This window comes from Lysobacter helvus, from assembly GCF_018406645.1.
Taxonomy (GTDB): Bacteria; Pseudomonadota; Gammaproteobacteria; order Xanthomonadales; family Xanthomonadaceae; genus Noviluteimonas; species Noviluteimonas caseinilytica.
On record NZ_AP024546.1, the window covers coordinates 115,093 to 139,131 of the forward strand.

Below are 24,039 nucleotides of genomic sequence, written 5' to 3' on the forward strand. Positions count from 1 at the left end.
GCCGCATGGCTCAGCGGTGCTGGCCGAACGCGCCCGTGAAACGCGAGTGCGGTTGCGCGACCCGGGGCATCAGCCCCCGAGGCGATCGCGCAGGTCCTTCAGTCGCAGATCCCCTGCCCCGCCCGGCGACGTGCGCGCCGCGAGGCTTTCCTGCGGATCGCCCGCGGACCAGCGCGCAGGATCGGCCGCCTGCTTGTACGCATCGCGGAACGGCATGCCCTGCTTCGCGAGATCCACGGCGAGGTCGGTCGCGTACATCGAAGGTTCGAGCGCCGCCTGCATGCGCTCGCTGTTCCAGTCGAGGTTGCGCAGCAGGTCGGGCAGTAGCGACAGCGCGCCGAGGCCCTTGCCGAAGCCATGGAACAGCGCGCCCTTGGTGATCTGCAGGTCGCGGTGGTAACCGCCCGGCAGCGACAGCAGGTGTTCGATCTCCGTGCGCGCGGCGGCGACGCTCGCGTACGTGCCGCGCATCAACTCCACGACATCGGGATTGCGCTTGTTCGGCATGATCGAACTGCCCGTCGTGTACTGCGACGGCAAGCGCACGAATCCGAACTCGGCGCTGGTGAACAGGCTCAGGTCCCACGCGAGGCGGCGCAGGTCGAGCATCGCGCTGTTCAAGGCTTCGAGCGCGGCGAGTTCGAACTTGCCGCGCGAAAGCTGCGCATACAACGGCGACACCTGCAGGCGGCCGAAGCCGAGCGCCTGCGTCGCGTGGTCGCGCGCGAGCGGCAGGTTGACACCGTACCCGGCGGCCGTGCCGAGCGGATTGGCGTCGACCCACGCGAGCGTGTCGGCGGCGCGACGCGCGTTGTCGATGAAGGCCTCGGCCCATCCCGCCCACCACATGCCGACGGACGAAACGACGGCACGTTGCAGATGCGTGTAGCCGGGCATCGGAATGCCCTGCTCCGCTCCTGCACGATCCAGCGCAACCGTGGCGACTTCGCGGCACAACGCCTGCACGCGTTCGAGTTTTTCCTTCAGCCACAGGCGCGTGGCGACGAGCACCTGGTCGTTGCGGCTGCGGCCAGTGTGGATGCGGCGGCCGGTGTCGCCGAGGCGTTCGGTGAGGCGCGCTTCGATGGCGGAATGGCCGTCTTCGAACGTCTCGTCGAGCACGAACGCGCCGCTGCGGAAATCCTCCGCGAGCGTGGCGAGTTCGCGCTCCAGCACCACCAGTTCGTCCGCCGACAGCACGCCGATGCGCTGCAGGCCCTGCGCGTGCGCGCGGCTGGCGACGATGTCGTGCTGGAAGAATTCACGATCCAGGATCACGTCGTCGCCTGCGAGGAACGCCTGGATGCCCGAGTCCACGGTGACGCCCGGCTTCTGCCACAACAGGTCGCTCATGCGTGCGTCTCCAGGGGAATGCCGGCGAATTCGTCGAAACCGAAGGCGAGGTTGAGGTTCTGCAGCGCCTGCGTGGCGGCGCCCTTCAGCAGGTTGTCTTCCGTGGCGACGACGACCAGGCGTCGGCCGTCCTCCGACAAGGTGAAGCCACCGACGTCGACGTGTTGCGCGCCCGCGATGTGGCTGACCCACGGCGCTTCGTCGCCGACGCGCACGAGGGGTTCGGCGGCGTAGCGTTCGCGGTAACGCGCGAGGATGTCGTCGCGGTTGAAGGCACGCGCCAGGTGCAGGTTCGCCGTGATCGTCAGGCCGCGGAAATGCGGCGCGACGTGCGGCATGAATTCCACCGGATGGCCGAGCTGCGTGCTGGCCTCGCGCTCATGCACGTGGCCGGTCAACGCGTAGGGCATCAGGTTGTGGCGCAGCTTGTCGGGATCGTTCTTGTCCGACGGCGTGGTGCCCGCGCCGGAATACCCGGAGACACCGAAGCACTGCACCGGGCCGTCGAGCGCATCCAGCATCGGCGCGACCGCCAACTGCATGGCCGTCGCGTAGCAGCCCGGATTGCTGATGCGGCGCTGGCCCTGATAACGGGCGCGCGTGAGTTCCGGCAGGCCGTAATACCAGGCCGGATCGAAGCGATAGTCCGCGGACAGATCGATGATGACGGGATCCAGCCCCGCCGCATCGAACGCATCCACGCACACCTTCGCCTTGCCGTTCGGCAGCGCGAGCACGACCGCATCGGCGCCGAACGCGGGCAGCGTTTCATGCGCCGGCGCGATGTAGCGCAGGTCGCCGCGATACGCAGGATGGTGGTCCGCGACCAACTGCCCTTCCAGTTCGCGCGAGGACACGAACGCGAAGTCGAAATGCGGATGGCCCGCGACCAGCTTGATCAGTTCCGCGCCGACATGGCCGCGCGCGCCGACGAGTCCGAGCTTCGGGTTCATGCGTGCTTCGCCATGCGGGCCTGCAGGTTGCGCTTCACGCACGCCCATTCGGTATCGAGGATGGAGAAGTTGACCGTGTCGCGCAGCGTGCCGTCGCGATGGCGCACGTGGTTGCGCGTGATGCCTTCTTCCTTCGCGCCCAGGCGCGCGATGGCCGCGCGCGAGGCATGGTTGAACCAGCTCGTCTGCAGGCCCACCGACGCGCAACGCAGTACGTCGAACGCATGCCCGAGCAGCAACAGCTTGGCTTCGGTGTTCAGGCCGGTGCGCTGCACGCTCGCGGCGTACCAGGTGTAGCCGATCTGCAGGCGCGGCGTGTTGGGTTCGATCTCGTAGTAGCGCGTGGTGCCGACGACGCGGCCGTTGGCATCGCGCACCGCGAAGGCGAGCTGCGTGCCGCCGGCCTGCTTCTCCAGCGCGCCGGCGACGAAAGCCTCCACGTCCTTCGCTTCGGGCACGTTGGTGTACCAGAGGTCATACAGGCGGCCATCCTCGACGGCGTCCTGCAGGCCGGGCACGTGCGCCATCGCCAGCGGTTCCAGGCCCACGTGCGTGCCGCGCAGGGTCGGCGGCGTGGTCCAGTCGGTGATCGCAGCCATCAATCCTCCAGCGTCGCGGGGCGGTGTGCGCAATGTTCGACGCACGCGCGGATGTCATCGAACGATTCGAAGCCGTACCAGAACACCTGCCAGCGCGCCTGCTTCAACGTGCCGTCGCTTTCCGCGGCATAGAACGCATTGACCGGGTTGCCCAGGCGCGAGCGCCAGAACAGGCGCGGATTATGCTCGCGCATCACGTGCCACACCGCGCGGCCCAGGCCCTCGCCCTGCGCTTCGTCCAGCACCGCGAACTTGTCGAGGTACACGCCCGCGTCTTCCTGCGTGAGGATCACGGCGACGCGGTAGTTCTCGCTCACGTAGGCGCGATGCAGGCGCGTGCGCTCGAAGTAATCCGGCAGCAGCTTGCGGCCGAAGGCGGATTCGATGAGCTTGCGCAGCCGGCCCAGGTCGAGCTGGTCCCACGACTCCGCCGTGAGCACGCGCTCGCCGCGCCGCACCAGCGTGCCGGAACCCGTGTGCGTGAACAGTTCCTTCGCCAGTTCGCCCGGCCGCGTGATCGAGACGGACGACGACAACGGCAGCTTGTCGAGCAGCACCTTGATCTGTTCCAGCTTCACCTTCATGCCGCCGTGGATCCACGGCTGCGCGACCAGGTCGTCGTACTCGGTGGACAGGTTGATCGAATCGATCACGTTGCCGCCGTCGTCCAGCAGGCCGCCGGTGCCGGTGAGGAAGACGATCTTGTACGGCTGCAGCACCTGCACCAGTTCGTTGGCGGCGAAGTCGGCGTTGACGTTGAGGATCTGCCCGCCCGCGGTTTCGCCCAGGCTCGCGATGACGGGGATCGAACCGGCCTGCAGGCTCGCGTTGATCGGCGCGAGGTCCACGCGCTTCACTTCGCCGACGAGGCCGTAGGTGTGGCGGTCGAGGTAATCGGCTTCGAACACGCCCGACACGATCGACGTCGCGCGCGCATCCTGCGCCTGCAGCGCTTCGACCAGCTTGAGGTTCTGCGAATGGAACACGCGGCGCACGATCGCCAGCGCTTCGGGCGACGTCACGCGCAGCCCGTTCACCGTCTGCTTCTCGATGCCGGCGGCGGTGAGTTCCTCGTCGAGCTGCGGGCCCGCGCCGTGGATGACGATCGGCGTCAGGCCCACGTCCTGCAGGAAGGCGAGCGAGGACGTCAGCGCGTCCAGGTCGTCGCGCAGCACCGCGCCGCCCACCTTGACGACGGCGAAGCGCGCCGCGTCCAGTTGCGAGAAGCGCTTGAGGTACTGCGAGATCTCCTTCGCGCCGGCCATGCTCGAGAGCAGGCGGACGATGGTCTGGCGCGTTTGCGGATCGTGGACGTGCTTGTTGAGCGCGTGCTGGTTGAAGGCAGGATTCATTGGAGGATGCGCTTGATCGATTCGGTGTAACGCTGGAGTTGTTCGAGGGCGACCCACTCGTCGGCGGTGTGCGCCTGCGCGATGTCGCCGGGGCCGTACACGAACGCGGTGAGGCCGGCCCGCGAGAACAGCGAGGCTTCGGTCCAGAAATCCACCGCGTTGCCGATGGTGAAGCCCAGTTCGTCCGCGAGGTCGCGCGCGGCCAGGCGGCGTTCTTCTGCGATGGCGACATCGCCCGACGGCAGCGACGGACCGCGGAAGGTTTCTTCGTAGCGATCGAGTGCGCCCGGATCGGCGAGCGTGCCGAAGGTTTCGTGCAGGTGTTCGAACGCCATCGACGGCAGCGGGCGGAAGCCGAAGCGCACTTCCGCGCTCGGCGCGATCACGTTCGCCTTGATGCCGCCTTCCAGGCGACCGATGTTGAAGCGCAGGCCGGTCAGCCCGCCGAAGCGCTGGTGCGCCTGGCCTTCGACGAAATCCAGCGCGCGCGTGCCCCAGCGCATCGCCTGGTGCAATGCGCTGGCCTGCAGCGCCGTCGGCCCCGACGCGTGCCCCGCCTGCCCCTTGAAGCGCATCAGCACCGAACTGATGCCGCGATGCGCGAGGACCGCTTCGCACAGCGTGGGCTCGGCGATGATCGCTTCGGTGAAGCCGTGGTCGCTGGCGAGGAACGCATCGATGCAACGGGCATCGTTGGCTTCTTCGTCGCTGCTGAAGAGGAAGGCGGCGTCGCCGGTCGTCAGGTTCGCGGCCGTCACCAAGCCCGCCGCGGCACCCTTGATGTCGCAGGCGCCAAGGCCGATCGCGCGGTCGGCGGTGACGCGCAGCGCGTGCGGATCCGCGCTCCACGCCGGCGACGACGGCACGGTGTCGAGGTGCACGTTGAACACGCGCGTCGGCGCACCGCGCACGGCGAGCAGCGACACCGCGCCTTCGCCGTGGTCGGTGACCGTGCAGCGGAAGCCCGGCAACTGCGCGCGCAGGTAATCGAAGATCCCGCCCGTGCCGATGTGGCGCGGCGGGTTGCGCGTGTCGAAGGAAACGAGCGCGTCGAGGTGGCGGAGGACGTCCTGGAGCATGTCAGCCGTTCCGCCCCGGTCCCCGGCCCCCGGTCCCTTGTCCCTCGTTGACCTGCGCCCACAACGTGCTGCTCATGCCGAACAGGCGGATGAAGCCTTCGGCTTCCTCCACGCCCCAGTCGGCCGACTGCGCGTACGTGGCGCGCTTTGCGTTGAGCAGGTGCGGCGAACGCAACGCGACCGCATCCACGCGACCGCCGCGCGTTTCGAGCACGACTTCGCCGTTGACCATGCGCTGGCTCGACACGAGGAAGGCTTCGAGGTCGGTCTTCAGCGGGTCGTGGTAGAAGCCTTCGTACACCAGCTCCACCCACTTGCGCGCGACGTCGGGCTTGAAGCGGTTCTGCTGCTTCGTGAGCACGGCTTCCTCCAGCGCGCGGTGCGCGGCGAGCAGCGCGGCCAGGCCCGGAGCTTCGTACACGATGCGGCCCTTCAGGCCGATCGTCGTGTCGCCGGTGTACATGCCGCGGCCCACGCCGTAGGCGGCGAACAGGCCGTTGAGCTTCGCGAGCAGCTGCGCGCCCGGCATCGCGATGCCGTCGAGCGCGACCGCTTCGCCTTCGACGAAGCGCAGCGTCACGCGCAGCGGTTCGCTCGGCCACTGGTCGCGCGGCGCGCACCAGCCGCGCGCGCCTTCGCCCGGGATGTCCCAGGTGTCGATCTCGCCGCCGGACATCGTCAGGCCCAGCAGGTTTTCGTTGATCGTGTAGGCCTTCTGCTTGGCGCGCACGCCGAAGCCGCGTTCTTCCAGGTACGCCTGCTCGTACGCGCGCGTCTGCGTGTGTTCCTTCTGGATTTCGCGGATCGGCGCGACGATCTGGTAATCGCCGCTCGCCTTCACCGCCAGGTCGAAGCGCACCTGGTCGTTGCCCATGCCGGTGCAGCCATGCGCGATGGCGCGCGTGCCGAGCGCCTGCGCGCGCGCGAGCGATGCATCGACGATGAGGTAGCGATCGGACACCAGCAACGGGTACTGGCCCTGGTAGCCCTCGCCCGCCATGACGAACGGCTTGACGAAACCGTCCCAGATCGCCGGGCCGCCATCGATGGTGACGTGCGATGCCACGCCGAGCTCGGCGGCGCGCGCTTCGATCGTCGCGCGTTCTTCCGCATCGACGCCGCCGGTGTCGGCGAACACGGTGTGCACGTTCCAGCCCCGCTCCTGCAGGTAGGGAACGCAGAAGGAAGTGTCGAGGCCGCCGGAGAAGGCCAGCACGATGTCTTTGTTTGCCATGGGGGACGTTCCGTTCGATTCGATGGTGGACATCAGCGACGCTGGCCGGCCAGCGTGGCCATCACGGCCTTCTGCACGTGCAGGCGGTTCTCGGCTTCGTCGATGGCGATGCAGCGCGGCGAATCCATCACGCCGTCCGTGGCCTTCACGTTGCGGCGCAGCGGCAGGCAGTGCGAGAACACGCCGTCGTTGGTGAGCGCCATCTTGGCTTCGTCGACGATGAAGTGCTTGTTGGTATCGCGGATGGGCTTCTCCGGCGCCCAGTTGCCGAAGTACGGCAGCGCGCCCCAGCTCTTCGCGTACACGATGTCGGCGCCGGCGTAGGCGCTTTCGATGTCGTGGCTGACCTGCAGCGAGCCGCCGCTTTCCTGCACGTTCTGCGCGGCCCAGGCCATGTAGCGCGCGTCCAGCACGTATTCGGGCGTGGGGCACAGCAGCGTCACGTCCATGCCCATGCGCGTGGCGATGGTGAGCGCAGAGTTCGCCACCGCCGTGTTGAGCGGCTTGGGATGGTAGGTCCACGTCAGCACGTACTTCTTGCCGCGCAGGTCGGTGGTGCCGAAGTGTTCCTGCAGCGCGAGGATGTGCGCGAGCTCCTGGCACGGATGCGTGATCGTTTCCATGTTGATCACCGGCACCGACGAATATTTCGCAAAGCCCTTCAGCACGCGGTCCTCGCGATCGGCCGACCAGTCCACGAACTTCGGGAAGGCGCGCACGCCGATCAGGTCCACGTAGCGCGACAGCACGCGCGCGACTTCGGCGATGTGCTCTTCCGTCTCGCCGTCCATCACCGTGCCCAGGTCGAACTCGATCGGCCACGCATCCTTGCCCGGCTGCAGCACGACCGCATGGCCGCCCATCTGGAACGCGCCGATCTCGAAGCTGGTGCGCGTGCGCAGCGAACTGTTGAAGAACACCAACGCGATCGACTTGCCCTCCAGCGCGCGCGGCTTGCCCGGCGCGCCGAACGGCTGGCGCTTGAACTCGGCGGCCTGCGCGAGCACGGCATCGAGCTGGTCGCGCGACCAGTCCTGGGTGTTGAGGAAATGTTGGAGCGGCACCTGCTTCATGGGTCGTTCTTCGATGAGGGATGGATTTCGCCGGGGCTGGAACGCAAAAACCCGGCACGGAGGCCGGGTTTCTCGCAAGCAAGCATGACGCCTGGCTGCTACCCAGCGAACTTGTGGGCCTGCAGTCGGCGCGCGCGCGAAGTCATCCCGGCCGCCATGTAGGCGGAGGTGAGGACGTCGGCGTCGGCGCGGAGGTGCGTCATGGGGCGCGCATGGTCGCACCAAGGGTGCGGCGATGCAACGAAAGCGTCAGGGCGTGCTGGCGCGCGGCGGGATGTAGGGCACCACCGAAACGCGGACCCGCAGGCGGTTGCCCGGGTCGAACGGCAGGCGCGAGCGGTACTTGGTGCCGCGGTACACGTAGTCCACGTCGTAGGCGATGGGCCGGCGGAATTCGCGCACGACGGGGACCATCTCGCACTCGCCCTGGGCCGGCGCCGGCGCGGGCTTGCCGCCGAAGGCCCCGCGCACGGCGCCGACCACCTTCGCCACGCCGGTGCCCGCGGGCTCGGCGTCGCCGTGGCAGCGCGGTTCCATGCGGGTGGCGCGCAACACCTGGTAGATCGGCTGCACGCGCATCACCTGGGCGAAGTCGAGGCGGACGTTCTCGTTCTGGAGCACCGTGGTGCCGCTGTCCTGGGCCCGTGCGACCACGGGCATGGCGCCCGCGAAGGCGGACAGGATCAGGGCGATGACGGGGGCTGCGAGGGTGCGCACGCATTCAGTGTAAGCGCCGCACCGGGCCTTCGGCCTGAATCGGCCCTGTCGTGACCGGTAGAATGCCCCGGTCACCCCCTGTACGACGCCATGAACCTGCGCCTGTTCAACACCCTCACGCGCCGGGTCGAGCCCTTCGCGCCGCTCGATCCGTCCGCCCCGACGATGTACCTGTGCGGGCCGACGGTCTACAACTACGTGCACATCGGCAACGCGCGCGGGCCCGTGGTGTTCGACGTGCTGGCCGCCCTGCTCCGCCGCCGCTTCGGCGGCCTGCGCTACGCGCGCAACATCACGGACGTCGACGACAAGATCAACAACGCCGCGCGCGAAGCGGGCGTGCCGATCGGCCAGATCACCGACCGCTTCACCGCCGCTTACCGCGAGGAGATGGCGGCCCTCGGCGTGGTCCCGCAGGAACTGCAGCCGAAGGCGACCGACCACATCCCGCAGATCGTCGCGATGATCGAGCGCCTCATCGAAAGCGGGCATGCGTACGCGGCGGAAGGCCACGTGCTGTTCTCCGTCGGAAGTTTTTCCGAATACGGCAAGCTCTCGCGCCGCGATCCCGACGACATGCTCGCCGGCGCGCGCGTCGAAGTGGCGCCGTACAAGCGCGATCCCGGCGACTTCGTGTTGTGGAAGCCCTCGACGGACGACCTCCCCGGCTGGGATTCGCCGTGGGGCCGCGGCCGTCCCGGCTGGCACATCGAGTGCTCCGCGATGGCCGAAGCGCACCTCGGCGACACCATCGACATCCACGCCGGCGGCATCGACCTGCAGTTCCCGCACCACGAGAACGAAGTGGCGCAGAGCGAATGCGCGCACGGCGGAAAACCGTTCGCGCGCTTCTGGCTGCACAACGGGATGCTGGTGTTCGGTGGCGCGAAGATGTCCAAGTCGGTGGGCAACGTCGAGCGCATCCACGACCTGCTCGCGAAGCACCCGGCCGAAGCGCTGCGCCTGGCGTTGCTGTCGGCGCACTACCGCCAGCCGCTCGACTGGACGCCGGCGCTGATCGAACAATCCGTGCGCACGCTCGATCGCCTGTACGGCACGTTGCGCGACCTCGCGGACGTGGACGCCGCGCCCGCGATCCCCGCGACGATCGAAGACGCGCTCGACGACGACCTCAACACGCCGCAGGCGCTCGCCGAACTCGCCCGCATCGCCGGTGACGCACGCAAGGCCGAAGGGCCCGCGCGCCGCGAAGCGAAGGCCGCAGTGCTCGGGGCCGGGCTCGCGCTGGGCCTGCTGCAACAGGCGCCCGAAGCCTGGTTCGCACGCGGTGCGTCCGAAGACGACGACACCCGCATCCAGGCCCTGATCGACGAACGCATCGCCGCCAAGGCCGCGCGCGATTTCGCCCGCGCCGACGCCATCCGCCAACAGCTGGCCGACGAAGGCGTTCTCCTGGAAGACACGCCCCAGGGCGTACGCTGGAAGCGTGCATGAACCAGGTGGCTGGAATGAGCGACGCGTTGTTCCCGCTGGAGCCCAGCGCCGCGCAGGCGCAGGCCGCGATCGCCGAGGAGTTCGCGTTCTTCGGTGACTGGTCGGAGCGTTACCAGTACCTGATCGACCTCGGCCGCAAGCTGCCCGCGTTCCCCGATGCGCTGAAGACCGAAGACCATCGCCTGCACGGGTGCCAGTCGATGGTGTGGATCGTCGGCGAAGGCGACCGCGCGCGCCTGGATTTCCGCGCGATCAGCGACTCGGCGATCGTGTCGGGCCTGGCGTTCCTCGCGTTGCGCGTCTACTCGGGGCGTTCGGCGGACGAGATCCTCGCCACGGAACCTGCGTACATCGAAGAGATCGGCCTGTCGAAGCACCTGTCGCCCACGCGCAGCAACGGCCACGCCGCGCTGCTGGGCTTCATCCGCGACCGCGCACGGGCGATCGCCGCGTGAGCGAAGCCGTCGCCGCGGCCGCACCGGCGCCGCTGAAGAACCGCGCGTTCCTGCAACTGCTCAGCTATCGCATCCTGGCGATGCTGTCGTACCAGATCGTCGCGGTGACGGTGGGCTGGCACATCTACGAGATCACGCGCGATCCGCTCGCGCTGGGCCTGGTGGGGCTGGCGGAAGTGATCCCGTATTTCTGCGTCGCGCCGTTCGCCGGCTATCTGGTCGATCACCTGCGGCGGCGGCGTCTCGGCGCGCTTGCGTGTTCGGGGCTGGCGATCACCGCGTTCGTCTTGGTGTCGATCACGCAAGGCTGGCTCGATCCGCACGGCACGCTGCTGATCTACGCGGCGATCGCGCTCACCGGCACGGTGCGTTCGTTCCTGACGCCGATCTACAACACCTTGTTCGCGCGCGTGTTGCCGCGCGAGCAGTTCGCGCGCGGCGCGGGGTTCGGCAGCGTCGTGTTCCAGCTGGGACTCGTGCTCGGGCCCGCGTTCGGCGGCGCGCTGGTCGCGTGGGCCGGCAAGGGCGCGGCGTATGGCCTGGCCGCGGCGCTCGCACTCGCAGCGGCGATCGCGTTGCTGCTGATGCGGATCCACGAACCGCACCACGAAGGCGAACGCGCGCCCATCTTCGCCAGCATCGGCGAAGGACTGCGCTTCGTGTTCGGCCACCAGATCCTGCTCGGCGCGCTCGCGCTCGACATGTTCGCCGTGTTGTTCGGCGGCGCGGTCGCGTTGCTGCCGGCCTTCATCAAGGACGTGCTGCACGCGGGGCCGGAAGCGCTCGGCATCCTGCGCGGTGCGCCGGCCGCGGGCGCGGTGATCGTCGGGTTGTGGCTGTCGCGCAAGCCGCCGGAACGCAACGCGGGCCGCCTGCTGCTGATGGCGGTGTTCGGCTTCGGGCTGTGCATCGTGTGCTTCGCGCTGTCGAAGAACATGTGGCTGTCGGCGGCGTTGCTATTCGCCTCCGGTGCATTCGACGGTGTGTCGGTGGTGCTGCGTTCGACCATCCTGCAGCTCGCCACGCCCGACGCGATGCGCGGGCGCGTGTCCGCGATCAACGGGATCTTCATCGGATCGTCGAACGAACTCGGTGCGTTCGAATCGGGCCTGGCGGCGAAGCTGCTGGGCCTGGTGCCGTCGGTGATCTTCGGCGGGTGCATGACGATGGGCATCGTCGCGGCGACCGCGAAGCTGGCGCCGAAGTTGCGCAAGCTGGACTTGCGCGAGCTGCACTAACAAAAAGCCCCGCTTCCGCGGGGCTTCCTGGATCCCCGCCTGCGCGGGAATGACGGGCGATGGAACTCAGTCGCCCATCTGCTTCTGCAAGTGCTCCCAACGCTCCTGCTCGTCGATCGTGCGCTCGGCGGTGAGGCGCGCTTCGAGGCGCTCCAGGCCGATCTCTTCGCCCGAGTCCACGCTGTAGCCGTATTCGCCGGCATCCAGGCGCTTGAGCGTGCTGTCGATCTTGCCGATCAGCTTGCGGTAGCGGTCGCGCGTGCGCAGTTCGAGCGAGTTCTCGGTCTCGCGCGTCGCACGTTCGGCTTCGTCGCCGACGTCGCGCACTTCGTCCTTGAGGTTCTCGATGGTCTGCTTGGATTCCTCGACCAGGTCGCTGCGCCAGGACAGCAGGCGCTGGCGGAAGTACTCGACCTGCAACGGGCTCATGTACTCCTCGTCATTCGAGGGCTTGTAGCCCTGCGGGATGACGGGACGACCCGTGGTCTCATCGTTCTTGTACTGCACGACCTTCACTTTTCCCCGCGGCGTGGGCGCAGCCGGACGGGCTGCGACGGCAACCGCCACTTTCCCCTCCGGACGTGGGCGCGACGTGACGGCGGCCGACGTGGTGGCCGACTTCGGTGCGCTTGCGGTGGCGGGCTTGGTGGCCTTGGCCGGGGTGGCGACGGGCTTTGCCACCGGTGCGTCGAACGGTGCGCTCGTCGTGGCGGGCTTGGCGGCGGGCTTCTTCACTGCGGCCGGCGCGGACTTCGCGACGGGTGCGGCTTTGACAGGTGCGGCTTTTGCGGGTGCGGTTTTGATGGGTGCGGCCTTCATCGGCGCGGCCTTCGCAGGCGCGGCCTTGGTGGGGGCAGCCTTGGCTGCCGGCTTCTGCGCGGCTTTCGCCGGTGCAGCAGCCTTCTTGACGGGTGCAGGTTTCTTCGCGACGGGCTTGGCGACGGGCTTCTTCGCCGGCGCTGCCTTCTTCGCGACCGGCTTCTTCGCCGGGGCTGCCTTCTTCGCTACGGGTTTCTTCGCCGGCGTCGCCTTTTTGGCGGGCACGGCTTTCTTCGCGGCGGGCTTCTTCGCTGCCGGCTTGGCGGCGCTGGTCTTCTTCGCGGCCTTGGCGGCCTTCTTCGCTGGTTTCTTCGCTGCCACGAGCGTGACGTCCTCGTTCCCTTGAGGCGGGAAAGCGCGCTGTTATACCCTGCCCCGCCGGGTGCGGCAACCCGCGCAACATCGTCCCGCCACGCCTATACGAGGACCGGTTTGCGCACCGTGATCGACCGTCTGCTCATCGGCTGCCTGCGCGCCTACAAGCGCTGGATCAGCCCGTTGCTCGGCCCGCGCTGCCGATTCGCACCCACGTGTTCGGAGTACGCGATGGAAGCCGTGGCACGCTACGGTGCCCTGCGCGGCAGCTGGCTCGCCGCGCGCCGCGTCGCGCGCTGCCATCCCTTCCACCCCGGCGGGCACGATCCCGTGCCGCCACGCTGATCCGCATTCAGAAGGAACTCCGCATGCCCCCCATCGCGAGCAAGCCCACGCTGATCGTCAACGCCCGCCTCGTCAGCGACGGCCGCGAATTCGAATCCGACCTGCGCATGGAGAACGGGCGCATCGCGCAGATCGGCACCGGCCTGTCCGCGCGCGAAGGCGAACACGTCGTGGATGCCGCCGGGCGCCGCGTGCTGCCCGGGATGATCGACGACCAGGTGCACTTCCGCGAACCGGGCATGGAATACAAGGCGGACATCGCCACCGAGTCCGCGGCCGCGGTGGCCGGCGGGCTCACCAGCTTCATGGACATGCCCAACACCAACCCGCCCACGCTGGACGCGGCGGCGCTGGAAGACAAGTACGCGCGCGCCGCGGGACGGGCACGCGCCAACTATGGCTTCTACATGGGCGCCAGCAACGACAACCTGGAAGCGGTGAAGGCGATCGATCCGCTGCGCACGCCGGGCGTGAAGGTGTTCATGGGCGCCTCCACCGGCAACATGCTGGTCGACAACCCGGAGACCCTGGACGCGATCTTCAAGTACGCGCCCACGCCGATCATCACGCACTGCGAAGACACGCCGATGATCGACGCCACCCTGGCGCAGTTCAAGGCGCGCTTCGGCGACGACATCCCGGCCGAATTCCACGCCGACATCCGCTCGCGCCAGGCGTGCATGAAGTCCACGCTGCTCGCGCTGGAGCTGGCCCGCCGCAACGATTCGCGCCTGCACGTGCTGCACATCAGCACCGCCGACGAGCTGGCCCTGTTCGAACGCGGCCCGCTCATCCGCGGCGACGGCACGCGCAAGCGCATCACCGCCGAAACCTGCATCCACTTCCTGCGCTTCGACCGCGCCGATTACGCGACGCTCGGGCACCTGATCAAGTGCAATCCGTCGATCAAGGAAGCCAGCGATCGCGAGGCGTTGATCGCCGCGGTCGCCGAGGACGTGATCGACGTGCTGGCAACGGACCATGCGCCGCACACGCTCGAAGAGAAGTCACGCCCCTACACCGGCGCGCCGAGCGGCCTGCCGCTGGTGCAGTACGCGCTGGTCGCGGCGCTGGAACTGGTGCGCGAAGGCAAGCTCACCACCGCGCAGGTGGTGCAGAAGGTGTCGCATGCGCCGGCGCAGTTGTTCGACGTGGCGCAGCGCGGGTTCCTGCGCGAAGGCTTTGCTGCGGACATCGTGCTGATCGACGACACGCCGTTCACCGTGCGCCGCGAGGACGTGCTGTCGAAGTGCGGCTGGTCGCCGTTCGAAGGCCGCACGTTCCATTCGCGCATCGGCGCCACGTGGGTGAATGGCGAACTGGTGTGGGACGGCAGCCAACTGGCGGGGACGCCGAACGGGCAGAGGCTGGAATTCGCGCGGTGAGGTCGATGGCGCGTCATTCCCGCGAAGGCGGGAAACCGGGGCTTCGTCGCGCTTCGTGGATTCCCGCCTTCGCGGGAATGACGGCTTTGTTGCTTTCAGGCTGCGCTTCCAATCCGGGCACCGGCGCGGTCATCACGCCGCCGACGACGCACGCGCGCACGACCTACGTGCTCCCGGACGAAGTCCAGCAAGGCGCCCTCGTCATCGGCCACACGCATCCCGACGCGCGCGTCGAATATGCCGGACGCGTGGTGCGCGTCGCGCCGGATGGCACGTTCGCGATCGGCGTGGCGCGCGATGCGCCCGCCTCGATCGTCGTCGCGATCACGCCGCCGTCGTCGGCGCCCATCGAACACCGCATCACCGTCACGCCGCGCGATTTCCCGGTCGAACGCATCACCGGCGTGCCGCCGCAAACCGTGTCGCCGCCGCCGGAGATCGCCGCGCGCATCGAACGCGAACAGGCCGCCGTCGCCGCCGCGCGCACGCGCGACGATGCGCGCAGCGATTTTGCACAGGCCTTCATCTGGCCGGTGCGCGGCCGCATCAGCGGACGCTTCGGCAACCGGCGCGTGTACGTCTTGAAGGACGGCACGGACGTCCCGCAGGCGCCGCATTCGGGCATGGACATCGCGGCGCCCACGGGCACGCCGGTGCTGGCGCCAGCGGCGGGCATCGTCACGTTCGCGGCCACCGACCTCTATCTCACCGGCGGCACGCTGCTGCTCGACCACGGCCACGGCGTGAGTTCGAATTTCCTGCACCTGTCGCGCATCGATGTGCACGTGGGCGATCGCGTCGCGCAGGGCCAGGTGATCGGCGCCGTCGGCGCGACCGGGCGCGCGAGCGGGCCGCACCTGCATTGGGGCATGAACTGGTTCGAGGTGCGGATCGATCCGCTGCTGGTGCTGGGGGACGACGCGACGCGTTAAGCGTGCGCGCCCGACACCCGCGCCACCGCATCGTGCGGGTGCAGGCTTTCGAAGTGCGCTACGCGCACGTCCCAGCGTTCGACGCGCGCATCGCTGGCCAGCGCGGCCGCCACGCGGCGCGCGGCGTCCTCGCAGAACATCAGGTTGGCGGCGTTGAGTTCGGCGAAGGCCTGTTCGTCCTCGCGCTTCACCGCCGTCTGCACCGGCGTGCCGAGCGCGGCTTCCACCGCATCGACGAGCGGGAGCAGCGGGAGTTCGTCGAAGGCCGGGCGCAAGGTCACGCGCACGTCGGCGCGGCTGCGCTGTGCGTGCGGCGTGGCGGCCAGGCCGCGTTCGGACGCAAGCCATTCGCCCACGACCTGCGGCGACAACGGGCGCGCGGCGGCGAAGTCTTCGTTGAAGCGATCGGCGTTGCGCTGGCGCGAGAGCGCAGCCGACGCGGGGCACGTGCTCGAATACTCGACGGCGAAGCCGAGCACGAGCTGCAGGTGGCCGTCGGCGAGTTCGGCGTCGATCGACACGGGGTAGCGCTTCCAGCCCAGGTGTCCGCTCGCCAGCGCGGGACGCTGCAGCAGATGGTCGTAGCGGACCTGCAGGCGCGCGCGCGTCGACAGGCCAGCCTGCGAATCGATGAAGCCCTGCAGCACGCGGCGCAGGCCCGGCGCGGTGATCGCTTCGCGCGCGAAGGCCTGCTGCAACTGCAGGTACAGGCGCGACATGTGGATGCCGCGCGCGTCGGCATCGCGCAGGTCCACGGCGACATCGACATCGGCGGCGACCTGCACGGTCGCGCCTTCCGCGTCATGCACGCGCACCGGCACCGCGACGCGATCCATGCCCACCCAGTCGAGCGGGCGTGCGAGCGCAGCCGCTTCGAAGGCGACATCGGGGAGCTGGGCGGGGCCTTGCGTGGAGGACATCGGGGGTTCGCCGGGGGAATGCGAAGGCGCGCATTGTAGCGGCGCGGCGAGCGGGGCCGTGTCGACGCGGCCGGAACAGGTCATTCCCGCGAAGGCGGGAATCCAGGCCGACGCGCCCATCGGATCGATGGGTTCCCGCCTTCGCGGGAACGACGAGCGCTAGCGCCTTGCGGCGCGCCAGCTTGCACCCAGTGCTCGCCAGGCCGGCAGCGGCGTCGCGGGGGCCGCGCCCTTCGAGAATCCGAGCAGGCGCTTGCGCAGCAACGTGGCGTAGAGGCGCCCCGCCACCGCGCCTTCGTGCGGGATGGGCCAGCGATTCCACAATTCGCGCGCCCAGGTCCGCGGCGCATCCGGCGCCGACGCGAAGGCTTGCGGCACCGCGCCTGCATCCAGCAGGAAGAGTTGTTCCGCCAGCAGGCCTGCGACGACGCTCGGCACCGGGGCCGCGTCCGACGGCGAGGCGAACAGCCGCGTGGAGATCGACGACAGCGCTTGCGCATGCGGCACGAGGCGCGCGAACGCTTCGTCTTCGTTGGCGGCACGCTGGCGCGATGCGGCCAGCGACGCCAGGCTCGCGCCCAGGTCGCCCCACGGCGCGGCTTCGCGCTGCAACACGTTGCCCAGCGGATGGCGGCGCATGCCGCGCGCCCAGCCCTGCAGTTCTTCGGCCCACCACGCGAGCTTCGCTTCGCCGGGGCGCGGATCGGCGCCGCCCCACGCGGCTTGCACCAGTTCGCTGCGCAAGGCGAACCACGCCTGCGCGCGCTCGCGATGCATGAACGGCACGAAGGGTTCGGCGAAGGTCCACTCGGGCCAGTGCGCGCGCCACTTTTCCAGCGCGCTGTCGACCGCCGGATCGCGCACGGGCATCACGCCGGCCACGCAGCGGCGTCCAGCAACTGGCGCGGCGTTTCGACGAGCACGTCGCCCTGCCACGCTTGCGGATCGTCTTCGTCCAGGCGATAGCCCCACAGCGCGACGACCGAACGCATGCGCGCAGCACGCGCGGCGGCGATGTCGCGTTCGTCGTCGCCGACGTACACGCAATCGGCGGGCGCGACGCCCATCGCGTCGGCCGCGTGCAGCAACGGCAGCGGATGCGGCTTGCGCTGCGGCAGCGTGTCGCCGCCGATCAGCACGGCGCAGCGCGTTTCCCAGCCGAGCAGCGGCATCAGCTTGCGCGCGAGGTATTCGGGTTTGTTGGTGACGATGCCCCACGCGCAGCCGTCGGCTTCGAGCGCGGCGAGCATCTCCGCGACGCCGTCGAACAGTTCGCCGTGGTGGCCGAGTTCGCGTTCGTAGATTTCGAGGAACTCGGGGATCCAGCCGTTGCGCTCGTCGGCATCGACATCGGGGAATGCGGCCGCGGCCATCGCGCGCGCGCCTTTCGACACGACCGGGCGCAACGCGTCCATCGCCATCGGGCCGCGTCCGCGCGCGGCGCGCATCGCGTTCACCGTGGCGAGCATGTCCGGCGCGCTGTCGAGCAGCGTGCCGTCCAGGTCGAACAGCACGGCGCGCGGGAAGCGGGGCGCGCTGGCTTGCTGCGATGCACTCATCCGGGCTTCCGGGCGCACGCCAGGTAATTCACGTCCGTGCGGCGGCCGATGCGCGCGGCATTGCGCCAGGGTTCGTACAGCAGGCCGCTGACGTCCTCGAGTTCGAGGCCGGCGGCGCGCAGCCACGCCGAGAGTTCGGACGGCTTGATGAAATCGCGGTACTGGTGCGTGCCCTTCGGCAGGATGCGCGCGACGTATTCCGCGCCGACGATCGCCAGCGCGAATGCGGCCGGCGTGCGGTTGAGCGTGGAGACGAACAGGCGGCCGCCGGGCTTGAGCATCGCTGCGCACGCGGACAGCACGGCGCCGGGATCCGGCACGTGCTCGAGCATTTCCATGCAGGTGATCGTGTCGAACGCTGCGGGCATGTCGGCCGCCAGCGTTTCGGCGGCGACTTCGCGATAGTCCACGCGCACGTTGGTTTCCAGGCCGTGGAGGCGCGCGACCTTCAGCAGGTCGGGCGCAAGGTCGATCGCGACCACATCGGCGCCCGCCGCGGCCATCGCTTCGCTCAGCAAGCCCGCGCCGCATCCGACGTCGAGCACGCGCGTGCCGGGCAGCGGCGCGCGTTCGGCGACGTAGGCCAGGCGCGCGGGATTCAGCGCGTGCAACGCCTTCTGCGGACCTTCGGGATCCCACCAGCGATGCGCGAGCTCGTTGAAGCGATCGAGTTCGGCCTGGCGGAAGTTGTCGGACGAAGGGTTGTCGTCGCGCGCTGCGTCTTGCATGCCGGGCTCCTGCGTCACGCCGTGCGTACCGTGGCGATGCGGTCGCGCCACTGGCGCGCGTTGGCGACGAGCGCATCGGTGTCCATGTCCACGAGGATGCGCTTGTCGAGCTTGCGCTGCCCCGCGATCCACACGTCGCTGACCTGGTGGCGGCCGCACGCGTACACGAGCTGCGACACCACGTGGTGCAAAGGTTGGGTTTCGAGCGCGCCGAGGTCGACGAGCACGAGGTCGGCCTGCTTGCCGGTTTCGATCGAGCCGACGAGATGGTCGAAGCCCATCGCCTTCGCACCACCGAGCGTCGCGGCGCGCAAGGCGGCGAACGCATCCAGCGCGGATGCGTCTTCGCCGACGCCCTTCGCCAGCAACGCCGCGGTGCGCAGCTCGCCGAACATGTCGAGGTCGTTGTTGCTCGCTGCGCCATCGGTGCCGATGGCAAGGTTGATGCCGGCGTGCGTGATCTTCGCGACCGGGCAGAAGCCGGAGGCGAGCTTGAGGTTGGATTCCGGGCAGTGCGCGATGCTCACGCCGCGTTCGGCGCACAGCGCGATTTCCGCGTCGGTGAGCTGCGTCATGTGCACGGCGATCAACCGATCGTTGACCAGGCCGAGGCGATCCAGCCGCGCGAGCGGACGCTGGCCGTGCTGCGCCTGCGATTCGGTCACTTCGTGCGCGGTTTCGTGCACGTGGCAGTGCACCGGCACGTCGAGCTGGTCGGACAGCATGCGGATGCGTTCGAAGTTCGCGTCCGACACGGTGTACGGCGCGTGCGGCGCGAACGCGGTGGCCACCAGCGGATCGTTGCGCCACTGGTCGTGCACTTCGCCGGCGCGGTGGAAATATTCGTCCGACGTGCGCGCCCACGCGGTGGGGAAGTCGATGACGGGCAGGCCGACGCGCGCGCGGAAACCGAACTTGCGGTACGTCGCGGCCTGCACGTCGGGGAAGAAATAGTTTTCGTTGCAGCACGTGGTGCCGCCGCGCAGCATCTCGGCGATCGCGAGCGACACGCCATCGGCAACGAAATCCGGCCCGATCACCGCGCCCTCGATCGGCCAGATGTGGCCCTGCAGCCAGTCCATCAGCGGCAGGTCGTCGGCGACGCCGCGCAGCAGCGTCATCGGGTTGTGCGTGTGCGCGTTGACCAGGCCCGGGATCAGCGCGGCATCGGGGCGCGAGACGACTTCGCGCGCTTCGAAGCGTTCGCGCGCGGCGTCGATGGGCAGGATCGCGACGATCGCGCCGTCGCGCACGGCGACGGCATGGCGCTCGAGCACCACGCCGTGCGGGACGACCGGGACGACGTGGCCGGCTTCGACCAGCAGGTCGCAGGCTTCGCGCGTCACCAGACGCCGAACCCGAGCGCGTAGGTGAGCCCGAACGCGCCGGCCCCGAACAGCAGCCACGCCAGGATCATCAGGCGCAGCGATTCGCCGTAGGACAGCGTGCGCACCTGGCCGGGGAAGATCCGCGGCAGGGTGCTGTTCCACAGCCACAGCACCGCGCCGGCGGCCAGCAGCACGCCGACCAGCCACACCGCCAGGTACGCGGCGGGCGAATCCATGCCTTCGATCATGTTGGGCGCGGGCTGGGTCACATCACTTCACGCGGCTGACGTATTCGCCCGAACGCGTGTCGACCTTGATGATCTCTTCGTTGCCGACGAACAGCGGCACGCGGACCACCGCGCCGGTCTCGAGCGTGGCCGGCTTGCCGCCGCCGCCCGAGGTGTCGCCGCGCACGCCCGGATCGGTCTCGACGATCTTCAGTTCGACGAAGTTGGGCGGGGTGACCATGATCGGCGAGCCGTTCCACAGCGTGACCACGCATTCCTCTTCGCCCTTGAGCCACTTCTCCGCGCCGCCCATGCCGGCCTTGTCGGACTGGACCTGCTCGAAGGATTCCTGGTTCATGAAATGCCAGTACTCGCCGTCGGCGTAGAGGTACTGCATGTCGGTGTCGACCACGTCGGCCTGTTCCACGCTGTCGGTGGCCTTCATCGTCATTTCGACGACGCGGCCCGACTTGATGCTGCGGTACTTCACGCGGGTGAACGCCTGGCCCTTGCCCGGCTTGACGTATTCGGTGTCGATGATGATGCAAGGGTCGTTGTTGACCAGGATCTTCTGTCCGGTCTTGACGTCGTTCATGCCTAGCGTGGCCACGGTGGTGCTCCTGTTGCGAATGTGTGCGAGGGCCGGCCGGGCCGCGATCGGCGGCTAGAATGGCGGGCTCTGAAGCGACTAGCCCGGCATGATACCCGCCCCACCCCTTCCCCTGCAGCCGCTGCCTGCCCCCGCCGGCTGGCAACGGCAATTGCGCGATGCGGTCCGCGACCCGCGGGAACTGCTGTCGATGCTCGGGCTGGAGGCGCTGTCGGCGCGGATCTCCGATGCGGCCGCAGCGCAGTTCCCGCTGCGGGTGCCGCGGGCGTTCGTGGCGCGCATGCGGGCCGGCGATCCGCGCGATCCGCTGCTGCGGCAGGTGCTGCCGCTGGATGACGAGGACCGCCTGGTCCCCGGCTTCGGCCTGGATGCCGTCGGCGACCTCGCCGCGCGCACCGCGCACGGCGTGCTGCAGAAGTACCGGGGGCGCGCGTTGCTCGTCGCCACGGGGAGTTGCGCGGTGCATTGCCGCTACTGCTTCCGCCGCCATTTCGACTACGCCGGCGACACCGCGGCGGCGAACGGTTGGCGCGAGGCCGTGGCCCGCATCGCGGAAGATCCGGGCGTGGAGGAAGTGATCCTGTCCGGCGGCGATCCGTGGACGCTGGCCACCCACAAGCTGGCCGAACTGACCGATGCACTGGCCGCGATCCCGCACCTGCGCCGCCTGCGCGTGCACACGCGCCTGCCGATCGTGCTGCCCGCGCGCGTGGACGCCGACCTCGTCGCCTGGCTGCGCGCCCTGCCCTGGCCGGTGACGGTGGTGGTGCACGCCAACCACGCCCATGAATTCGATGGCGAGGTGGACGAAGCCCTCGCGCGCCTGCGCGAGGCCGGCGCGCTGCTCCTCAACCAGGCCGTGCTGCTGCACGGGGTCAACGATTCGGTGGACGCACTGGCCGCGCTTTCCGAGCGGGGCCTGGCCGCCGGCGTGCTGCCCTACTACCTGCACCAGTTGGACCGGGTGCAGGGCACGGCCCATTTCGAGGTCGACGACGCCACCGCGATCGCCCTGCACCGGGCCCTCGCCGCGCGGGTGTCGGGGTACCTCGTGCCGCGCCTGGTCCGTGAACTGCCCGGCGATCCGGGCAAGCGACCCCTCTGAACGGACGCGGGCGCATGGACCGCAAGCCACCATTCGTGCCATAAGTGCATCCGTTCGTCGTCGGGAAACGTTTGCATGGGCGTGAGCCCTGCGAACCACCCCGCGACCGTCGTCCCGCCGAAGGAGAGGCGGACCGGGCCGACCCGATCAAGAGAGAGACGGATGCGAGTCAAACAGGACAGCGTGCTGCGGCTGCTGATCGTCGACGACAGTGTCGAAGCAGCGGAGGCCATCGCCAGTGGCCTGCGCAATGCCGGCATCGCCGTGCGCGCAGCGCGCCCCGAATCCGAGGCCGAGCTGCCCGCCCTGCTGGGCGGCGCGCTCGACATCGCCATCGTCGCCCGCGAAGCCAAGTCGCCCACGCTGGCGGCGGTCATGCAGGCGCTCGATGCCAGCGGCAAGGACGTGCCCGTGCTGATGGTGGTCGACACCGTCGACGACACCACCCTGCTGCAGGCCCAGGAACGCGGCGTGCGCGGCCTGGTGCTGCGCGGCCGGGCGCCGCACCTGCTCGGCACCGTGCGCGCCGAATGGGCCGACCTGGAAGCGCGTCGCGCGCAGCGCCTGCTCGAAGCGCAGGTGCGCGAGACCGAACGCCGCTGCGACGCACTCATCGAATCCTCGCGCGACCCCATCGCCTACGTGCACGAAGGCATGCACATCCGCGCGAACGCGGCGTACCTGGAGATGTTCGGCTTCGACGACTTCGAGGACCTCGAAGGCATGTCGCTGCTCGACCTGGTCGCGTCCAAGGACGTGGCCGACTTCAAGACGCTGCTCAAGAAGCTGTCGAAGGGCGAGACGCCCCCGCCGCGCTACGAACTGGAAGCGCGCGACCAGGAAGGCAACAGCTTCCCGGCGGTCATGGAATTCACGCCCGCCTTCTACGAAGGCGAGCCGTGCGTGCAGATCGTGTTCCGCCGCCAGGAAACCGACCCCGAACTCGCGCGGGAAGTCGAAGAGCTGCGCCAGCGCGACCAGGCGACCGGCCTGCTCAACCGTGCCACGTTCCTGCAGACCCTCGAGACCGCGGTGGCCGGCACGGCGCAGAGCGGCGCGCACCACGCGTTGCTGCTGGTGGAGCCCGATCACTTCGTCAAGCTGCTGCAGGAAATCGGCCTGGCGGCGGCGGACGACCTGATCGCCGCGCTCGCCGACCGCCTGCGCAGCGCGTTGCGCGACGACGACGTCGCGGCGCGCTTCGGCGAACACCAGTTCGCGGTGCTGTCGCGCAACAGCGACCACCAGAGCACGGTGGAGCTGGCCGAACGCATGCGCTCGGCGTTCGCCGACCACGTGTTCGCGGTGGGCGAGCGTTCGCTCAGCGCCACGGTGAGCATCGGTGGCGTGCAGATCGGCGAGAAGATCGCTTCGGTGACGCAAGTGCTCGCCAAGGCGAGCCAGGGCGTGCAGTCGTCGGTGGGCGTGGGCGGCAACCGCGCCGACATCTTCGACCCGGGCGCGGTGGATCGCGCGGAAGAAGAACGCATGCGCGCGTGGGTCGAGCGCATCCGCACGGCGGTGGACGGCGATGGCTTCGTGCTGCATTACCAGCCGGTCATCAGCCTGCACGGCGACGAAGGCGAAACCTACGAATCGCTGCTGCGCCTGCGCGGCGCGAACGAAGGCGAGCTGGTGCCGCCGCAGATGTTCCTGCCGATCGCCGAAGAGCACGGCCTGCTGTGGGAAATCGACCGCTGGGTGGTGGGCCGCGCGATCCAGGTGATCGCCGAGCGCGCGCGCCTGCGGAAAGAAACCACGATGCTGGTCAAGATCACCCAGGCCTCGCTGCAGGACGACACGCTGGCGCGCTACATCGGCGAACAGCTGGCCGTGCACAAGGTGCCGGGCTCGCGCCTGGTGCTGCAGTTGCCGGAGTCCAAGGTGTTCACGCACCTCAAGCAGGCCCAGGCGTTCCGCGCCGCGGTGGCCGCCTTCGGCACGCGCGTGGGGCTGGAGCAGTTCGGCACGGGCCTCAACTCGTTCCAGCTGATGCAGCACTTCGAACCGGCGCTGGTGAAGATCGATCGCGCCTTCATCCAGGACCTGGCGTCCAACCCGGAAAACCAGGCGAAGATCCGCGAGATGAGCGCGCGCGTGGCGGAAACGGGTGCGCAGACCATCGCCGAGTTCGTGCAGGACGCCGGCAGCATGACGTTCCTGTTCTCCAGCGGCGTGGATTTCGTGCAGGGGCATTTCCTGGCAGCCGCGGGTCCCGAGATGGATTACGAATTCCAGTAATCCATCGCACGCTGCAA

At 69.1% G+C, this 24,039-nt stretch carries 24 protein-coding genes; 8 read left to right on the forward strand and 16 right to left on the reverse strand.

Features of this window, described 5'->3' with window-relative positions:
* Positions 1-69: 69 nt before the first annotated feature.
* The 8 genes from argH to LYSHEL_RS00645 all read right to left on the reverse strand — a co-directional run bounded on the left by argH (position 70) and on the right by LYSHEL_RS00645 (position 8,303).
* Positions 70-1,353 carry an argininosuccinate lyase gene (gene argH / locus LYSHEL_RS00610; RefSeq protein WP_213435127.1) on the reverse strand — a complete coding sequence of 428 codons (1,284 nt, stop codon included), beginning with the start codon at positions 1,351-1,353 and terminating at the stop codon, positions 70-72.
* Positions 1,350-2,306 carry an N-acetyl-gamma-glutamyl-phosphate reductase gene (argC, locus tag LYSHEL_RS00615; RefSeq protein ID WP_213435128.1) on the reverse strand — a complete coding sequence of 319 codons (957 nt, stop codon included), beginning with the start codon at positions 2,304-2,306 and terminating at the stop codon, positions 1,350-1,352. The genes argH and argC overlap by 4 nt, the downstream gene beginning before the upstream one ends.
* A complete protein-coding gene (locus LYSHEL_RS00620) occupies positions 2,303-2,905 on the reverse strand; it encodes a GNAT family N-acetyltransferase (RefSeq protein ID WP_213435129.1) in 603 nt (200 codons plus the stop codon). The genes argC and LYSHEL_RS00620 overlap by 4 nt, the downstream gene beginning before the upstream one ends.
* Positions 2,905-4,257: an acetylglutamate kinase gene (locus LYSHEL_RS00625; RefSeq protein ID WP_213435130.1), complete on the reverse strand. Its 1,353-nt coding sequence runs from the start codon at positions 4,255-4,257 to the stop codon at positions 2,905-2,907. The genes LYSHEL_RS00620 and LYSHEL_RS00625 overlap by 1 nt, the downstream gene beginning before the upstream one ends.
* Positions 4,254-5,336, reverse strand: coding sequence for an acetylornithine deacetylase (locus LYSHEL_RS00630; RefSeq protein WP_213435131.1), 1,083 nt, complete (start codon positions 5,334-5,336; stop codon positions 4,254-4,256). Before LYSHEL_RS00630 ends, LYSHEL_RS00625 begins: the two co-directional genes overlap by 4 nt.
* Position 5,337: 1 nt before the next feature.
* Complete coding sequence (locus tag LYSHEL_RS00635) at positions 5,338-6,570, reverse strand: argininosuccinate synthase (protein ID WP_213435132.1); 1,233 nt, start codon at positions 6,568-6,570, stop codon at positions 5,338-5,340.
* Between the two features lie 32 nt (positions 6,571-6,602).
* Positions 6,603-7,634: an N-acetylornithine carbamoyltransferase gene (locus LYSHEL_RS00640; protein WP_213437459.1), complete on the reverse strand. Its 1,032-nt coding sequence runs from the start codon at positions 7,632-7,634 to the stop codon at positions 6,603-6,605.
* 258 nt (positions 7,635-7,892) lie between these two features.
* Positions 7,893-8,303 (reverse strand): hypothetical protein, encoded by a 411-nt coding sequence (locus LYSHEL_RS00645; RefSeq protein WP_213437461.1) that lies wholly within the window; start codon positions 8,301-8,303, stop codon positions 7,893-7,895.
* 147 nt (positions 8,304-8,450) lie between these two features.
* Between LYSHEL_RS00645 and cysS the strand changes: the two genes are divergently transcribed.
* Genes cysS through LYSHEL_RS00660 form a run of 3 tightly spaced genes read left to right on the forward strand, consistent with a single transcriptional unit; the run spans position 8,451 to position 11,508 of the window.
* Positions 8,451-9,815 carry a cysteine--tRNA ligase gene (gene cysS / locus LYSHEL_RS00650; RefSeq protein WP_213435133.1) on the forward strand — a complete coding sequence of 455 codons (1,365 nt, stop codon included), beginning with the start codon at positions 8,451-8,453 and terminating at the stop codon, positions 9,813-9,815.
* 14 nt (positions 9,816-9,829) lie between these two features.
* Positions 9,830-10,270 (forward strand): SufE family protein, encoded by a 441-nt coding sequence (locus LYSHEL_RS00655; protein WP_213437463.1) that lies wholly within the window; start codon positions 9,830-9,832, stop codon positions 10,268-10,270.
* Positions 10,267-11,508 carry an MFS transporter gene (locus LYSHEL_RS00660; RefSeq protein WP_213435134.1) on the forward strand — a complete coding sequence of 414 codons (1,242 nt, stop codon included), beginning with the start codon at positions 10,267-10,269 and terminating at the stop codon, positions 11,506-11,508. Before LYSHEL_RS00655 ends, LYSHEL_RS00660 begins: the two co-directional genes overlap by 4 nt.
* Before the next feature lie 66 nt (positions 11,509-11,574).
* Here LYSHEL_RS00660 and dksA read toward each other — a convergent pair whose 3' ends face one another.
* Positions 11,575-12,648, reverse strand: coding sequence for an RNA polymerase-binding protein DksA (dksA, locus tag LYSHEL_RS00665; protein ID WP_213435135.1), 1,074 nt, complete (start codon positions 12,646-12,648; stop codon positions 11,575-11,577).
* A 120-nt stretch (positions 12,649-12,768) separates the two neighbouring features.
* On the opposite strand from dksA, the gene yidD reads away from it, so the two are divergent.
* From yidD to LYSHEL_RS00680, 3 genes are all read left to right on the forward strand, one after another.
* A complete protein-coding gene (gene yidD, locus LYSHEL_RS00670) occupies positions 12,769-12,987 on the forward strand; it encodes a membrane protein insertion efficiency factor YidD (protein ID WP_213435136.1) in 219 nt (72 codons plus the stop codon).
* 23 nt (positions 12,988-13,010) lie between these two features.
* The gene (locus LYSHEL_RS00675; protein WP_213435137.1) at positions 13,011-14,372 is read left to right on the forward strand and encodes a dihydroorotase; all 1,362 of its coding nucleotides are present in this window, start codon (positions 13,011-13,013) and stop codon (positions 14,370-14,372) included.
* 77 nt (positions 14,373-14,449) lie between these two features.
* Positions 14,450-15,304 (forward strand): M23 family metallopeptidase, encoded by an 855-nt coding sequence (locus LYSHEL_RS00680; RefSeq protein WP_213435138.1) that lies wholly within the window; start codon positions 14,450-14,452, stop codon positions 15,302-15,304.
* On the opposite strand, the gene folE2 is transcribed toward LYSHEL_RS00680, so the two are convergent.
* The 7 genes from folE2 to efp all read right to left on the reverse strand — a co-directional run bounded on the left by folE2 (position 15,301) and on the right by efp (position 20,676).
* Positions 15,301-16,224, reverse strand: a complete 924-nt coding sequence (gene folE2 / locus LYSHEL_RS00685; RefSeq protein ID WP_213435139.1) for a GTP cyclohydrolase FolE2 — start codon at positions 16,222-16,224, stop codon at positions 15,301-15,303. The two genes, LYSHEL_RS00680 and folE2, sit on opposite strands and share 4 nt — an antisense overlap.
* 159 nt (positions 16,225-16,383) lie before the next feature.
* Positions 16,384-17,106: a phytoene/squalene synthase family protein gene (locus LYSHEL_RS00690; RefSeq protein WP_213435140.1), complete on the reverse strand. Its 723-nt coding sequence runs from the start codon at positions 17,104-17,106 to the stop codon at positions 16,384-16,386.
* Entirely contained in the window at positions 17,094-17,783 is a 690-nt protein-coding gene (locus LYSHEL_RS00695) for a phosphoglycolate phosphatase (RefSeq protein WP_213435141.1), read from the reverse strand. Before LYSHEL_RS00695 ends, LYSHEL_RS00690 begins: the two co-directional genes overlap by 13 nt.
* Positions 17,780-18,511, reverse strand: coding sequence for a bifunctional 2-polyprenyl-6-hydroxyphenol methylase/3-demethylubiquinol 3-O-methyltransferase UbiG (gene ubiG, locus LYSHEL_RS00700; protein ID WP_213435142.1), 732 nt, complete (start codon positions 18,509-18,511; stop codon positions 17,780-17,782). Before ubiG ends, LYSHEL_RS00695 begins: the two co-directional genes overlap by 4 nt.
* Before the next feature lie 14 nt (positions 18,512-18,525).
* Positions 18,526-19,857, reverse strand: a complete 1,332-nt coding sequence (locus tag LYSHEL_RS00705) for a TRZ/ATZ family hydrolase (protein ID WP_244858613.1) — start codon at positions 19,855-19,857, stop codon at positions 18,526-18,528.
* A complete protein-coding gene (locus tag LYSHEL_RS00710) occupies positions 19,854-20,075 on the reverse strand; it encodes a hypothetical protein (protein WP_213435143.1) in 222 nt (73 codons plus the stop codon). Before LYSHEL_RS00710 ends, LYSHEL_RS00705 begins: the two co-directional genes overlap by 4 nt.
* 34 nt (positions 20,076-20,109) lie before the next feature.
* Positions 20,110-20,676, reverse strand: a complete 567-nt coding sequence (efp, locus tag LYSHEL_RS00715) for an elongation factor P (protein ID WP_213435144.1) — start codon at positions 20,674-20,676, stop codon at positions 20,110-20,112.
* 88 nt (positions 20,677-20,764) lie between these two features.
* On the opposite strand from efp, the gene epmB reads away from it, so the two are divergent.
* Positions 20,765-21,781 carry an EF-P beta-lysylation protein EpmB gene (gene epmB / locus LYSHEL_RS00720; protein WP_213435145.1) on the forward strand — a complete coding sequence of 339 codons (1,017 nt, stop codon included), beginning with the start codon at positions 20,765-20,767 and terminating at the stop codon, positions 21,779-21,781.
* A gap of 162 nt (positions 21,782-21,943) precedes the next feature.
* A complete protein-coding gene (locus LYSHEL_RS00725; RefSeq protein ID WP_213435146.1) occupies positions 21,944-24,022 on the forward strand; it encodes an EAL domain-containing response regulator in 2,079 nt (692 codons plus the stop codon).
* The last annotated feature ends 17 nt before the right edge of the window (positions 24,023-24,039 follow it).